This is a genomic window from Mesorhizobium sp. WSM4846, assembly GCF_055811415.1.
In genome coordinates this window covers 39,173-52,005 of sequence record NZ_JBVVPZ010000021.1, presented here as the reverse complement: position 1 = coordinate 52,005, position 12,833 = coordinate 39,173, and the positions used below count along the sequence as shown (strand labels likewise).

General features: G+C 58.6%; 15 protein-coding genes and 1 tRNA gene. 9 read left to right on the top strand and 7 right to left on the bottom strand.

Annotation, left to right across the window (positions count from 1 at the left end):
* The first annotated feature begins 2 nt into the window (after nt 1-2).
* The 6 genes from AC0L15_RS18575 (at nt 3) to AC0L15_RS18550 (ending at nt 4,408) form a co-directional block, all read left to right on the top strand.
* Complete coding sequence (locus tag AC0L15_RS18575; RefSeq protein WP_287247580.1) at nt 3-566, top strand: YceD family protein; 564 nt, start codon at nt 3-5, stop codon at nt 564-566.
* A gap of 131 nt (nt 567-697) precedes the next feature.
* Entirely contained in the window at nt 698-1,768 is a 1,071-nt protein-coding gene (gene plsX, locus AC0L15_RS18570) for a phosphate acyltransferase PlsX (RefSeq protein WP_023798389.1), read from the top strand.
* A 9-nt stretch (nt 1,769-1,777) separates the two neighbouring features.
* Nucleotides 1,778-2,749, top strand: a complete 972-nt coding sequence (locus tag AC0L15_RS18565) for a beta-ketoacyl-ACP synthase III (protein WP_023798388.1) — start codon at nt 1,778-1,780, stop codon at nt 2,747-2,749.
* A 105-nt stretch (nt 2,750-2,854) separates the two neighbouring features.
* Nucleotides 2,855-3,178, top strand: a complete 324-nt coding sequence (locus AC0L15_RS18560) for an integration host factor subunit alpha (RefSeq protein WP_287247578.1) — start codon at nt 2,855-2,857, stop codon at nt 3,176-3,178.
* A 196-nt stretch (nt 3,179-3,374) separates the two neighbouring features.
* Nucleotides 3,375-3,917 carry a MerR family transcriptional regulator gene (locus AC0L15_RS18555; protein ID WP_095485784.1) on the top strand — a complete coding sequence of 181 codons (543 nt, stop codon included), beginning with the start codon at nt 3,375-3,377 and terminating at the stop codon, nt 3,915-3,917.
* Nucleotides 3,918-4,069: 152 nt separating this feature from the next.
* Nucleotides 4,070-4,408 (top strand): hypothetical protein, encoded by a 339-nt coding sequence (locus tag AC0L15_RS18550; protein ID WP_128183720.1) that lies wholly within the window; start codon nt 4,070-4,072, stop codon nt 4,406-4,408.
* 53 nt (nt 4,409-4,461) lie between these two features.
* On the opposite strand, the gene AC0L15_RS18545 is transcribed toward AC0L15_RS18550, so the two are convergent.
* Together AC0L15_RS18545 and AC0L15_RS18540 are read right to left on the bottom strand one after the other, a co-directional pair.
* Nucleotides 4,462-4,737 carry a hypothetical protein gene (locus AC0L15_RS18545; protein WP_128183718.1) on the bottom strand — a complete coding sequence of 92 codons (276 nt, stop codon included), beginning with the start codon at nt 4,735-4,737 and terminating at the stop codon, nt 4,462-4,464.
* A 369-nt stretch (nt 4,738-5,106) separates the two neighbouring features.
* Nucleotides 5,107-5,631, bottom strand: coding sequence for a hypothetical protein (locus AC0L15_RS18540; protein WP_473496714.1), 525 nt, complete (start codon nt 5,629-5,631; stop codon nt 5,107-5,109).
* Between the two features lie 18 nt (nt 5,632-5,649).
* Between AC0L15_RS18540 and AC0L15_RS18535 the strand changes: the two genes are divergently transcribed.
* From AC0L15_RS18535 to AC0L15_RS18525, 3 genes are all read left to right on the top strand, one after another.
* Nucleotides 5,650-5,726 (top strand) — tRNA-Pro (locus AC0L15_RS18535).
* Between the two features lie 271 nt (nt 5,727-5,997).
* Nucleotides 5,998-6,687, top strand: a complete 690-nt coding sequence (locus tag AC0L15_RS18530) for a hypothetical protein (protein WP_473496713.1) — start codon at nt 5,998-6,000, stop codon at nt 6,685-6,687.
* A 33-nt stretch (nt 6,688-6,720) separates the two neighbouring features.
* Nucleotides 6,721-6,906 (top strand): hypothetical protein, encoded by a 186-nt coding sequence (locus AC0L15_RS18525; protein ID WP_473496711.1) that lies wholly within the window; start codon nt 6,721-6,723, stop codon nt 6,904-6,906.
* A gap of 527 nt (nt 6,907-7,433) precedes the next feature.
* Here AC0L15_RS18525 and AC0L15_RS18520 read toward each other — a convergent pair.
* The 5 genes from AC0L15_RS18520 to AC0L15_RS18500 form a co-directional block, all read right to left on the bottom strand.
* Nucleotides 7,434-8,741, bottom strand: coding sequence for a deoxyguanosinetriphosphate triphosphohydrolase family protein (locus tag AC0L15_RS18520; RefSeq protein ID WP_473496709.1), 1,308 nt, complete (start codon nt 8,739-8,741; stop codon nt 7,434-7,436).
* Complete coding sequence (locus tag AC0L15_RS18515; protein WP_473496707.1) at nt 8,728-8,946, bottom strand: hypothetical protein; 219 nt, start codon at nt 8,944-8,946, stop codon at nt 8,728-8,730. The genes AC0L15_RS18520 and AC0L15_RS18515 overlap by 14 nt, the downstream gene beginning before the upstream one ends.
* A gap of 282 nt (nt 8,947-9,228) precedes the next feature.
* The gene (locus AC0L15_RS18510) at nt 9,229-10,848 is read right to left on the bottom strand and encodes a terminase large subunit (RefSeq protein WP_473496705.1); all 1,620 of its coding nucleotides are present in this window, start codon (nt 10,846-10,848) and stop codon (nt 9,229-9,231) included.
* Nucleotides 10,811-11,215 (bottom strand): phage terminase small subunit P27 family, encoded by a 405-nt coding sequence (locus tag AC0L15_RS18505; RefSeq protein ID WP_473496704.1) that lies wholly within the window; start codon nt 11,213-11,215, stop codon nt 10,811-10,813. The genes AC0L15_RS18510 and AC0L15_RS18505 overlap by 38 nt, the downstream gene beginning before the upstream one ends.
* A gap of 18 nt (nt 11,216-11,233) precedes the next feature.
* Nucleotides 11,234-11,524 carry a head-tail connector protein gene (locus AC0L15_RS18500; RefSeq protein WP_473496702.1) on the bottom strand — a complete coding sequence of 97 codons (291 nt, stop codon included), beginning with the start codon at nt 11,522-11,524 and terminating at the stop codon, nt 11,234-11,236.
* Between the last annotated feature and the right edge of the window lie 1,309 nt (nt 11,525-12,833).

Genomic DNA, 12,833 nt, shown 5'->3' with positions numbered 1-12,833 from the left:
ATATGAAACACGCCGATTCTCAGAGCCCCGATCGCCAGAGCCCCGTGTCCTTCGTGGCCAACGTCGCCCGGCTGCCGCAAAAGGGACTGCCGGTGCTGATCGAGGCCGACGCCGCGCAGCGCGCCGCGCTGGCAGGCGAGCACGAGTTGCTGTCGGTCGAGAACTATCACGCCGAACTGCTGGTGGCGCCATGGAAGCGCAACGGCGTCAAGGTCAGCGGCCGCGTCGAGGCCGATATCACCCAGGCCTGCATCGTCACCCTGGACCCGATCGAGGCGCATATCAACGAGGCGGTCGACGCACTGTTCCTGCCGGAGCAGTCGAAGCTCGGGCGGCAGGGTTTCGAGGGCGGTGGCGAGGTAATGCTCGATGCCGAAGGGCCGGACAGCCCGGAAACATTTTCCGGCAATTCAATCGATGTCGGGGCGCTCGCCGAACAGTTCTTTGGACTGGCGATCGATCCCTATCCGCGCAAGCAAGGCGTTTCGATGGAGGCTGCCGACGATGCCGGGACTGCGGAAAGCGAATTTCAGCAAAAGCTGCGTTCCCTGCTGGGGAAATCCTGAAAACCCGACCCAATCGGAGAAAGCCGGTTGTGCGGCAGCCCAAAAACGCTATTTTCGCCGAACCTTCGCGAGCCCCAAACCCGTTGCCAGCGCCAGGCGCTCGCTCAAGCAAACTGTGAGATGAACACCGCGTGATCAGGATTTCCATCGATGCCATGGGCGGCGATCACGGACCAAGCGTGGTCATCCCGGCGCTCATGACGGTCGCGACCCGGCGTCCCGACATCCGCTTCGTCATCTATGGTCGCGAGGAGGCAGTGCGCCCCGAACTCGCAAAGCTGCCCAAGCTGGCGGAAGTGAGCGAGTTCATCCACTGCGAGATAGCAGTCCGGATGGATGACAAGCCGAGCCAGGCGCTGCGCCATGGCCGCTGGAAGTCGTCGATGTGGAAAGCGGTCGAGGCGGTCAAGGCAGGCACTGCCGACGCCTGCATCTCGGCCGGCAACACCGGCGCGCTGATGGCGATGTCGAGATTCTGCCTCCGCACCATGGCGACCATCGACCGTCCGGCGATCGCGGCGCTGTGGCCGACATTGCGTGGCGAAAGCGTGGTGCTGGACGTCGGCGCCACCATCGGCGCGGATGCGCATCAACTGGTTGATTTTGCCATTCTGGGCACTGGCATGGCGCGCTCGGTTTTCGGCATCGAACGGCCGAGCGTCGGTCTGCTCAATGTCGGCGTCGAGGAGATCAAGGGCCAGGAAGAGGTCAAGGAGGCGGGCCGCATGTTGCGCGAGGCCAACATGGCCTCGATGAACTACCATGGTTTCGTCGAGGGCGACGACATCGGCAAGGGCACGGTCGACGTGGTCGTCACCGAAGGATTTGCCGGCAACATCGCGCTGAAAACGGCGGAAGGCACGGTACGGCAGATCGCCGGTTACCTGCGCGCCGCGATGGACCGCACGCTGATGGCCAGGATCGGCTATGTATTCGCCAAGGGCGCCTTCGATCGCCTGCGCGAAAAGATGGATGTCGGCCGCTCCAACGGCGGGGTTTTCCTGGGTCTGAACGGCGTCGTGGTGAAAAGCCATGGCGGCGCCGATTCGGACGGCTTCGCGGCGGCGATCGAGCTTGGCTACGACATGGTGCGCAACAATCTGCTCGATCGCATCGAAGCCGATCTTGATCTGTTCCATGCGCGCAATCCGCATGCCCAGACATCCAGGAAATCCGACGTCGTTGCCGACGCAGAGGAATAGGAAAGAGCCTTGATCAGATCAGTCGTGCGCGGCACAGGCTCCGCGCTGCCCCGCCGCATCATGAAGAATGCCGATTTCGAAGGCATGGTCGAGACGTCAGACGCATGGATTGCCCAGCGCACCGGCATCCGCCAGCGCCATATCGCGGCCGACGACGAGACGACGGCTTCGCTCGGCGAGGCGGCGGCGCGCGCAGCCCTCGACAATGCCGGCCTGACGCCGGCCGATATCGACCTGATCGTGCTGGCGACCTCGACTCCCAACAACACCTTTCCGGCGACCGCCGTCGACATCCAGAACCGGCTCGGCATGCATCACGGCTTCGCCTTCGACATGCAGGCGGTGTGCTCGGGCTTCGTCTACGCGGTGACGACGGCCGACCTCTATATCCGCGGCGGCCTCGCCAAACGCGTGCTGGTGATCGGCTCCGAAACCTTTTCGCGCATCCTCGACTGGAGCGATCGCTCGACCTGCGTGCTGTTTGGCGACGGCGCCGGCGCGATGGTGCTGGAAGCAGGCGAGGGGGCGGGCGGCATTGCCGACCACGGCGTGCTGGCGGCCAGCCTGCGCTCCGACGGGGCTCACAAGGACAAGCTGTTCGTCGACGGTGGAGCGTCGACCACCGGAACGGTGGGCCATCTCAGGATGGAAGGTCGCGAAGTGTTCAAGCACGCGGTCGGCATGATCACCGACGTCATCGAGGCGACGTTCTCAGCTGCCGGGATCACCGCTGAAGATCTCGACTGGTTCGTGCCGCATCAGGCCAACAAGCGGATTATCGACGCTTCCGCCAGGAAGCTCGGGATAGCGGAACAAAAGGTGGTGGTTACCGTCGATTTGCACGGTAACACTTCGGCTGCTTCGGTGCCGCTGGCGCTGTCGGTGGCGGTCGCCGACGGACGCATCAAGAAGGGTGATCTGGTGCTGATCGAGGCGATGGGCGGCGGCTTCACCTGGGGCGCGGTCCTGGTTCGCTGGTAAGTGCCGAACGGACCGGTTCGGTCCTTGACCTTGCCGGATCAATTACTTAGGCTCTATCTTTGCTTATATAGAGTTATGTTTTTTGAGCTGATGGGGACGGTTCGCATGGGGGGAAAGACACTTACGCGCGCCGATCTTGCTGAAGCCGTTTATCGCAAGGTTGGCCTGTCGCGTACTGAATCGGCCGAGCTCGTCGAAGCGGTTCTGGACGAGATCTGCGAGGCGATCGTTCGCGGCGAGACGGTGAAATTGTCGTCGTTCGCAACCTTCCATGTCCGCTCCAAGAACGAGCGCATCGGGCGCAACCCCAAAACCGGCGAGGAAGTGCCGATCATGCCGCGCCGCGTGATGACCTTCAAATCGTCGAATGTGCTGAAGAACCGCATCCTGCGCGCGCACCAGATCAGCAAGGCCAAGGGCAGCAAATAGCGCCTGCGCTTCAAAGCCCGGTTGAAAACGGTCGCCTGCTTTGACGCCGGGCTTGAATATTGTTTCATAAACCGCTGAAATAAGGCTCGATTCGGCACAACAAGCCGGATCGGAATGACTCTTTGTTGAGCATGATCCTGGCCGAAAACCGTTTTCCCACTTTTCGGGACCATGCTCCAGCGTGAGGATTTCGCCCATGGACAAGAGCCCCGACGCTTTCCGCACCATCAGTGAGGTCGCAGAAGATCTCGACCTGCCGCAGCATGTGCTGCGTTTTTGGGAAACGCGTTTCAACCAGATCAAGCCGATGAAGCGCGGCGGCGGCCGCCGCTACTACCGGCCCCAGGATGTCGAACTGATCAAGGGCATCCGCCACATGCTTTACGATCAGGGATACACGATCAAGGGCGTGCAGAAGCTGTTGCGCGAGAACGGCAATCATTTCCTGGTCGCCATCGGCAATGGCGACATGGCGGCCGTCGAGGCGATCTCGCAGCGCCGGCAGGCCGATGCGGTGCCGTTGACGCCGGCGGCCCAGCCGCGCGGCGCCGATGACGAGATGCTGGTCGGCGAGCCCAAGGTGAAACCCAGCCGGCGCTTTTTCGGCCTGGGCAAGACCGACGACGAAGGCCCGGTGCAGCCGGGCACGTCGAAACTCTCGCGCGACAATCGCGCTTTGCTGCAGGAGGCGCTGTTCGACCTTCTGGAATGCAAGCGCCTGCTCGATCAGGTGCGCTAGCGCATGACCCCGGGATAGCGACTGCATAGAAACTTCAAGCGGGTCGCATGAATTGCTTCTGACGCGACGCGCTCTAGGCCCCGATCGGTCGCGGCAAAAACCGGAACCGGTTTTGCGATCGTGCGTTCCTTCGCAAAAGAAGGAAGCCTGTCATGGTATCATTTTCGACCCTCTCCGACATCGATCTTGAAAAACAGGTCGCGGCTCTCTCCAGGGAACTGGCGGCGTTGAGGAAAGCCGTTTCCAGGCGCGGCAGCGCCTATTACGAGGACGGGCGTGACACCGCGTCGGACTATTACTCGGACCTCGCCGAGCGTTTCAATGACGCTCTGCCTGCGATCAGGAGGCATGGCAGGGTGATAGAGAAGACAGCCCGCGATCATCCCGCGACAGCGGCCGCAGTCGGTCTGGTTGTGGTCGGGCTCGTCGCCAGCCTGTTCCTCAGCCGCCAGCAGAAAACGTCGCGAACGAGATCGAGATCGGCACGTTGAGACAAGAAAATGGCGGCGCGGACGGCCGCCATTTTCGTTGACCAAAAGGTCGATCAGCGCGCGAGCTTGAGCTTGTTCTTCGGGCTGACCTGCGCGGTCTGGCTGCATTTGCCGTAGACGGTGCCGTTGGAGTCGGTGGCGTCCGTATAAGTACCCTTGCAGTCGAGCTGCAGCACCAGGCAGTGACCCGCGCCCTTGCAAACCGCGCCGCCGCCGCTCGGATGCGTGCCGTTGGCGAAGGCCGAGCCCGGCAGTGAAATCGAGCCGAAGGCCGAGACGACGATGGCAGCGGCGATCGACAGGCGCTTGAAGTTCGAGATGTTGGTCATTTGAGCATTTCCTTCTCTGGATCGAGGATCGCCGCCTCGGCGTCCTTCCGGTTGGGACCGCCTTTGTGGCGTCCATGCCGTGTTGGTGCGGCCCGGAGAGAAAAGGTTCACGCGTCGGTTCAAGAAAATTCGCAGCCCTGACGCGTTCTGGGTGCTCAGGCTCCCGCCGCTGGGATTCGATCCGCTGACGGGCCAGCGACAGCCGCTTGACAAGGGAGCGGCTCAGAACCGTCGAACAGTTCGGCGATCGGCCAGTCAAAGACCCCGATCGGGATGACGGTCCCGTGCCGGTGCCGCCGAGGGCCTGTGCCGGGCTGCGCCGATCGGAATCACGATGCCGTGACGGCATTTTTGGCGCTTGGCAAATCACTATCGAGAGGGCATTCTCTGCGCCGTCTCAGGCAACTTCTTGATTTGATCGAACTCTTTAAATCCACGGAGTTGCCAAATGCCCCAAATAGCAACAAGCGAAGCTTTTTCCGAACTGTCGGCGACCGAAGCTGCGCCCGACCACAGCGCCCTTAAGGCCATCCGAGAAACCAGGGGATACAGCATGGAAGAGCTGTCCCTGACGTGCGGACTGTCGGTCGATGAGATCGCGGACATCGAGAACGGCAGGAATGCCGATTTGTCGAAGCTCAGGCGAATAGCCTCTGCGCTTCGGCTTCCGGAAAGCGCGCTGATCGATACGGCCGCGCTGACACAATCCGTGGAAAATACAAGACCCGTCTCATAGCAGCGACGCCAGAGGATCAAGCCAGACAAGCGAGGTGTGTTCTGGATTTGAAGTTCCTGACTGCTGACGACGCCCGACAGGGCAGGAACTTCAAATCCACCATGCCGGGCATCGGCGCGACGGTCGCCGAATTCGGTTGACCCGAACCGCGTTATCACGATACATCGCGACCGGTCCGGAGTGTAGCGCAGCCCGGTAGCGCACTTGACTGGGGGTCAAGGGGTCGTCGGTTCGAATCCGGCCACTCCGACCAAATAAAACAAAGACTTAGCCAGCATCCCCCAAACTGGCTATACGGAAAATAGCCATACTGTAGCCAGTACAACAAAACCCCGCGCGAGGCGGGGCTTTGCCGTTGCCGGGCTTGCCAGTCGCGCTATCAAGGGTGGTCGGAGCCATGAGACATGACGTCACGTCAAGACTCAGCTATTCGCTAACGTGCGACGGGCTGAATTCCCGCTTGGCGGGCGCCATTCAGGGTAACCTCCTCCCGAGTGGGCGCCCGCCATCTTTTCGGTGAATCCATGTGGCCATATCTGCAGGCGACACAGCAAGACAGAGAGACATGGCTGGAACTGTTTAAGCCCCCCTTCGATCCATTCGTTGAGGTGGCGAAACAGGACGGGCGAGAGCTGTTCCTGCTCAAAGCGAACAGCCTTTCCAACATATCAAACGCTAGGGAAACTTGTGAGGTCGCAAAACTGCTGGTACGGCAGATGAACGGCATCGTTGTGGCCATGATCGGGGCATCCGAGGTCATCGTAAATGGAACTTGTGAACGCCATGCCGGGCGCCTTCAGTGCACTGTCCACCTGGAGCCTAAATCTATGCACTTCAGGTTCGGCATGGGTTCGCCCAAGCTTCAGGTTTTTGACTCGTCCGGTAAACTTTTCGAACCGCTGCCAGCGCCTACCGCCGCTCAGCGGCGCATTAGCGTAGCGATGGCGAATGACGCCATTTCGCAGGCCCTGCTCTATTGTGGAGCGGATCCAGATTGGTTCGACCTCTATAAGGCTTTTGAATGCCTGCGTGACGCCGGCCTTCTAGAGGATGCATCGACCAAGAATTTTACTCACACTGCAAACGCGATGTTTCGGCATCGGGTCGGGAAGTATGACAGGCCGATCGACCCGATGACACTTGAAGGGGCGCAGCAGCTCGTGCGCCGATGGATATTTGAAACGGCGGACAAACTGGCAAAGTCGAACCCGTGAAAACTCGGCCCCCTGCACTAGTGAGGAAACGAATTGACCAAAAAATGGGGTACATATTTAGGCGGTCACAAGGTGATCAAAGTGAAGCCTCAATCAAGCGCCGGGCGCACGGTGCATACCGGCCTATTGAATGACCTGGCTGCCTACAACGCCTCGACCGGTCCCAAACCTTTGCCGGTCAAGAGGTCGAAACGCGGCGCGCCGAGCGACGAGCAATGACTGACTTTACCGCTTCACCTTCGGCGTGATCTCCTCGACCCGCACCTTGTCGCCGATTTCCTTTGCGAGTGCGAGAGGCAGCAAAGCACCCCCTCTACGGCTCGTCGCGCCAAACCGGAACGCGCTTTGTTTTGATGTCGACAAGCCGCCGCACAGTCATGCGGGCGCGCTCCGCTGCAACCGGGATGAAAACTTCGGCCGTCATTTGGTCGCCGCGGCTGCAGCGCTCGCACCGAATTCGGTAGGGAATTCGCTGCACTTCGACATCACCAAGCACGCGTTGCAGATCGGCCGGGATATAGTACCGCCAGCCAGGGCAATATCCACACCGGAGGCGAACGAGCTGCCCAACCTCGTGGGCTTTGCTCAAACGCCATATGATTCCGCCCCGTTGGCTGTTGCTCTCTGGCATAGAGAACGAAATAGGAACAAATGCCTGTGGCGGTCAAGAGGACAGTCGACCGGAGGCGCCCTGATGTATCTCAGTCGGAAAGCCCGGTCTTAGCGGCCCGACCTTTTTGCTGAGACTACCGGATAATTGGGTCCATAACGGAACCCGCCGATGCGCCGGTGAGGCGTTCATGCAGGGCTATCACTTCAGATTCTGTCATGCTGGCGATACAATCGGCAGCAAAGCGGGCTTTGTGTCCAGCGCTCAAATTCCATATATAGCGTAGCTTAACGGGCAAGAACTTAGGATAAATAGTTCCAGAGTGATCAAACAGAGCGTTAAATACGTCTGTAATAATATGCCTTTGTCCATGCTGTTGCGCGGCGAGACTGGGGCTTGATATTATGAATTGTTTTGCGATTTGCTTGAGTAGACGAACTTCCGCCTGAACTGACGTATCTAACTCAAGACCTTGTTCTGTTATTTTTGTCGCCTGCAAGAATCTTCCGATTAGGAACGATGTAAGATTTCTTAGGGCAAATCTTTGTTCCTTAGTGCCTTCATATTTTACCTCCAAGAGAGGCCCGAACACTGGCTGAACTGCTCCGATCAATAATTTATCGAACGCTTTCTCCAATGTTCTTTGAGCGTTTTTCGGTGCTGCGAACCACTTTTTTAGTGTATTATCGACAATCGCAGCTTTAGATTCCGTGGAGAATATTGCAGCCCAAGGAATGGCACCCACACGATGGAAGTCTTCCAAATCGTGTACGGAGTAGGCGATGTCGTCAGCCCAATCCATAAGTGCGGCTTCAAGGGTCTGCCTGTCATCGGATAGGTGCTGGCGCGCGAATTCAAAGTCTTCACGGTCCAGCTGATAGGCGCCCCATTTGTCGGTTCGACCTAGAATCGATTTGTCTCGAAGCCAAGGATATTTCAAGCAGGCCGCTAATGTGACTCGCGTAAGATCCAATCCGTCAATTTCAGGAAACCGAACCGCCAACTTCGTAATTATGCGGAAAGTTTGCGCATTGCCCTCGAAGCCATCTGCATCGCCTTTGTTCTCGACGAGTTCATTTAGCGCATGCTCACCTGCATGGCCAAACGGCGGATGCCCAAGATCATGAGCGAGGCACGCTGCTTCAACGACCTCTGGATCGAGACCTAACTTTTTTGCAAGCTTCTCATTGGCGGACTGACAATATTGAGCGAGGCGCCTGCCGATCTGCGCCACCTTATATGTGTGCTGCTGGCGCGTGTGAAACACGCCCGACTCTCCAGCGCGGACAATCTGAGTTACACCGGCTAGCCGGTGAAACGCGCTGGAGTATTGAATGCGATCCCGGTCTACTTCAAAAGGGCGCCTTTGGTCCTTGTTTGGCGTCTTATGTCGGCGCTCGCTCTTGTACTCATATGACTTGATGTAGACATTAGGCCGCTTCAAGCGTCCTCACCGCTTTCACTCGCAGTTGCTTATCGAGGATAATTTCACTCTGTCCCATGGCGGTCTGCAACGCGCCATGAATTTCCTCGCGAGTGTAGCCTGCATCTAGCAATGCAGCCAAAACGTCCTTCGGCTGCGCCACACGGCCTTTTTGCTGGAGAAATACCAAAAGCGCCCGCTTTGCAGCGGCAACACGTGCGGTCATATTAATCTCTCCCGTTGCGGTTCACATTCTCATACTCATTTCACATTGACAATGCGTCAACGTGGAAACCGTTCACATCCATGTTCGCGAATTGAAGCTACAATTGGAAACGCAACGCGTAAGGAATGGCGAGGACGAACCAACAGATAAGTTACACACGCAGATTCGGCAATCAGATTGTTGCGATGATGGCGCGATCGCTTGCCGCAATCTAAACGGTAGTCGCTGCCGATACCCTCACCCAAAAGCCGCCACAGCCGTCTGCCAATTCGGAGCGGCTCCTTAAAAGAAAAATGCGTCTTCCGACGCCATTTCGTACATGCTCAAGCCGCTTGCGCCGGCTACGGCTCGGCCACAGCTCATGATGGCAGCCACGGCCGGATCAATGCGATCCGCAGCACGCGCTTTGTTTGGGCGCCTGTTGCCGGATTGATCCGCCATCATGACGACGTTGCCTATTGTCCATCGCAGAAGCGGGTTGCCATCATGCATAACCTGCCGCGTCAGCATTAGCTGTTCGAAGTCATCGACGGGCTTGGCAAAGTTCGCGAGCGTCTGCGGGAATGCAGCAACGGGAATGCCGTCCGCCTCGAGATTTTCCATAATCTCTCGCGCCAGATATTGGTCAAATGCGACTTCCTGCACGTCAAGCAGTCCGGCCAGGTACCGGATGTGGTCCTCGACAATGCCGCGGTCCACGATGTCGCCGGGACAGGGCGTCAAATAGCCTTGCTGCGCCCAGAGCGGATATGGAGCGCTGTCGTTATCGGCTCGCCGCCTGATGCCTTCCTCCGGCGCGAAGCTCTGCACATGCAGCGCATACTTACCGTCGTCCAGTTCGATACAGGCCGCGACGGCGCAAAGGTCAGTCCGCTTCGCAAGGTCTACGGCAAGCCAGGCCCGCGAACCCTTCAGGGCTGATAGGTCGACCGTGCCGGCGCATTCATCCCAAATCGCAAGATCCCATTCGGGATTGGCGGCACCATCTTGCCAGACGTTGAGATGCAATTGCTGGAACATGGCACGGTCGGCTGGCCGGTGCTCGGCCTCGCGCACCATCTGACGCATGCCGTCAATGTCAGGGTATGGCGGCACGCACGACAGGCCGGGGTTAACTCGATACCACACTGCTTCGTCGCGCCAGTCGTCGTCCTTGTCGGCTTCGAACAGGATAGGCAAGAAGGCATCGTCTTCGATTGCGTCAGACGCGACTTGCCGCGCATAGGCGTACATGTCGTAAGCGATGTTTTCGCGGCCAATGCCTGCCGTTGTCGTCGCCACAAGCAAGCTGCCTGGCGTCTTCACAAGGCCGGTTTTGATGGCGTCCCATAGGTCGCGTTTCTTCCACGCATGAAGCTCGTCAACGAGCGCGAAGACAGGCGTGCGTCCATGCGCCGTGGCCGCATTAGCGGACATCGCTCTATAGAACGCGCCGCTCTTACGATGCGTTATGCGATTCTTCGTATCCTGAATCTGAAACGCTTCTTCGAGGCGGGGATGCGCCTTAATAATGCCGGTCATCTCCTCGAGCGCGATACGCGCCTGGTCCCTATCGACGGCTGCGGAAACGACCTGGCTGCGCGGTATGCGCTCCGGTCCAAGGTGCAGCATGGCCAGAGCCGCGCCAAGCGTGGTCTTACGGTTCCCTCGAGGGATTAACGCGAAGACAGTCTTGATGCGGCGGGTGCCGTCCGGTTTGGTGTCGCCGTAGACTCGCCGGATGATGCGCTCCTGCCAGCGGTCCAGTTGGAAAGCATTTTGCGGAAGATTCGATTTTGGATGGCGCAGTGCTCGGATGAAACGGACGGCGGCTTCGCCTTTACCGTGCGGGTCGGGGAGTTGGCTGTCATCGAATATCCAGGCATTAGATGTCTCCGAGGTCGTCGGCGGCGTCGTTTCCAATGGCGCCTCCCTTGTTCTTGCTCCTCGATGCCGGTGCCAAACCAAGGGCGTCTGCGAGGCGTGCAAGCGTCGCGTGGTATTCTTTAAGCAATGTGGTTTCGGGTCGGCGCTTGGTCTCACCGGACGGCGAGACCATTGTTAATCCAAGCTCTGATATTGCGGCCTCGCACACGCCAATGTGCGCGACCACGCGGCAGTAAGCGTCGACAAGGGGCAACTCGTGATCTGCTATCTTCCGCTGCTCGACCAGCACGCCAAGCACCTTGCGCCATTCCCTAGCAGCGCGGCCTGGCATGTCCTTAGGTGCGGCTGGCACCCTCGATAAGGCACCGTCTAGCGCCGTAACCGTCGCTTTCCGTCCACGCATTTTTTGTTTTCCTATCAATTAGAAAGTGTAATTCCGGCGTTCACGGACGATATCCCAAAGGCCCAAAGGCAACTCGCTGGGCACATCGGATGACGTGGCTTCGCGGTTTTCGTACCAGCTTGCCGCCAACTGCATTACTGCCTCTGTTATGTCCGAAGGGACAGTCGCGAATTCGGTCTCGATTTCGTATCCAAGTAGCTGCTCCAGGTGAGCTTGCGCGGCGTCTATCAGGGCCTGGATAGGTGCATTGTCCTCCTCGAAATCGACGCGCATGTGCGCCTTCTGCTCGGCAAGCGAGACGATAGCCATTGGTTCAAATTCCTATTTTGAGTTTATTGCGAATTACGGGGCACGGGTGGTCTTGGCGGTGGTCGATCAAAGTTGTCGACGTGCCCCCGTTGGTGGTGTAAAATAATCGGCCAGAATTTAGGAGAGGAGCGATGAACAAGTTTGTGCTAGCAATACTTCTAACTACAAGCGCTCTTTTTACAGGAAGAGCTGCATCGGAACCAATCGGGGAGTCTCAAGTAAGTGTGTTACGCATGCCACAACTGGAGCGTCGAATGACGACGGCTCCCCAAAGTAACCTGCACTCGGTGGCGGCGCTTGAGGATGACTTTGCAAATTGCAGAGGCGGGCATAGTGCATGCGGCGCGTATGGCGCTGAAGCAGGACAATGCAGTGATGAGGAACGCATTTGCTATCAATGGCACGGCATGGGCGACCTCTGCTTTCACACATGCTCCTGTCCTGCTCATGCAGCGGTTTCGCTCGATTGTAGATAGGTCCGCCCAAACCCGCCCTCAGTCCTGATACTCTTCCGCCTATTGCATAGCCCATTCATGGGCTGCCAGTTGGTGCGATCCCAGAACAATTGCATGTTGCCTTTCGGCGCAATGCGATGGTCGACCATGTCGGCTGGCCTACCGCATCCACATGCGCACAGTGGGCCGTCTAGGGCTGTTAGGAACGCCTTGCTCTCGCGTGCCCACTTGCCGTCATAGCCACGCTCAGCGGCGCTGCCACGCTTGGCATCGTTAGCCGCTCGCCGTGTCTTTGCGTTGCGTACCTGACATGGACACTTAGTGCCCTTGGGCATGCTGTAGCCGCACGCGCATATCACGTTGGGCATGGCTTGATTCCGCTAATTTGCATGATTACATAAATCCTCATCTCCACGGCTAAAGCCCATATGCCGAGCAGTGAGATGTGTCTAAAGCCCGAATTGGAGTGGCGTCCCGACGGCCGTGCGTTAATCGGCAACATGATCTCTGATGCCGTGACGGGCATCCGCGCGGTGGGCCACGGCCGGGCAAGGCGATCCCTATCAACTTGATGCATGCGCAATGCGCGTGCACCTGTGATTGTGGATCGACAATGAAGTTCACTTATTTGCTGGCTGTCATTCCTGCCGTCGACAATGGCTGGAGCTTGTTGGCGCTCGTCATCGTTCTAGGCTACTGGCATCTTTTCCGCAGAGGCTAGGCAAGCGGGGGGGCGGGTAAAAAGCGCCCCCCCCCCGTGGACCCCTAGCCGCCACCCACCCGCCCCGTTGGGGAATGGGGAAGCGGGGGGGGGGGGGGCCGGTTGAGGTTGTTAGGGTTTATGAACTAAGTTG

Bases quoted from the DNA above. Each gene is read 5' to 3' on its own strand.
- AC0L15_RS18555 (WP_095485784.1), top strand. From the start codon at position 3,375: ATGGACAAGAGCCCCGACGCTTTCCGCACCATCAGTGAGGTCGCAGAA.
- AC0L15_RS18515 (WP_473496707.1), bottom strand. From the start codon at position 8,946: ATGACCGCACGTGTTGCCGCTGCAAAGCGGGCGCTTTTGGTATTTCTC.
- AC0L15_RS18530 (WP_473496713.1), top strand. From the start codon at position 5,998: ATGTGGCCATATCTGCAGGCGACACAGCAAGACAGAGAGACATGGCTG.
- AC0L15_RS18545 (WP_128183718.1), bottom strand. From the start codon at position 4,737: ATGACCAACATCTCGAACTTCAAGCGCCTGTCGATCGCCGCTGCCATC.
- AC0L15_RS18505 (WP_473496704.1), bottom strand. From the start codon at position 11,215: ATGCGTGGACGGAAAGCGACGGTTACGGCGCTAGACGGTGCCTTATCG.
- AC0L15_RS18575 (WP_287247580.1), top strand. From the start codon at position 3: ATGAAACACGCCGATTCTCAGAGCCCCGATCGCCAGAGCCCCGTGTCC.
- AC0L15_RS18550 (WP_128183720.1), top strand. From the start codon at position 4,070: ATGGTATCATTTTCGACCCTCTCCGACATCGATCTTGAAAAACAGGTC.
- AC0L15_RS18560 (WP_287247578.1), top strand. From the start codon at position 2,855: ATGGGGGGAAAGACACTTACGCGCGCCGATCTTGCTGAAGCCGTTTAT.
- AC0L15_RS18500 (WP_473496702.1), bottom strand. From the start codon at position 11,524: ATGGCTATCGTCTCGCTTGCCGAGCAGAAGGCGCACATGCGCGTCGAT.